Source organism: Faecalibacterium sp. DFI.5.82 (assembly GCF_029076575.1).
Taxonomy (GTDB): Bacteria; Bacillota; Clostridia; order Oscillospirales; family Ruminococcaceae; genus Faecalibacterium; species Faecalibacterium duncaniae.
On sequence record NZ_JARFIS010000086.1, the window covers coordinates 1 to 439 of the forward strand.

Below are 439 nucleotides of genomic sequence, written 5' to 3' on the forward strand. Positions count from 1 at the left end.
GGCTGATGCACCTCGGGCATGTTCACCGAGTGGGCGATGTTGCCGTTCTTGAGGTAATCGCTGATCTCCTGCACGGCCATTGCGGCACAGTTGTCCTCGGCCTCGGGCGTGGAAGCACCCAGATGCGGGGTGCAGACGATGCCGGGCTTGCCCAGAATGGCCTCAGTGGGGAATTCGGTCATGTAGCCGGATACCTTGCCCGTCTCCATGGCCTCCAGCAGGGCTGCGGTGTTCACCAGCTCACCGCGGGCGTAGTTCAGGATCTTCACGCCGTCCTTGCACAGGGCCAGGGTCTGGGCGTTGATGGTATCCTTGGTGGTGGGCAGGTAGGGATCATGGATGGTGATGTAGTCGCACAGAGGGAGCATGTCGTTCAGGTTCACGCAGTGGTGTACCTGGCTGGAAAGGTTCCAGGCGGCATCAATGGAGATGTAGGGAT

1 protein-coding gene is annotated in these 439 nt (G+C 60.6%); it reads right to left on the minus strand.

The features are described from left to right. A partial coding sequence (locus P0G09_RS15685; protein WP_275253118.1) for an NAD(P)-dependent oxidoreductase occupies positions 1-439 on the minus strand: 439 nt, incomplete at both ends.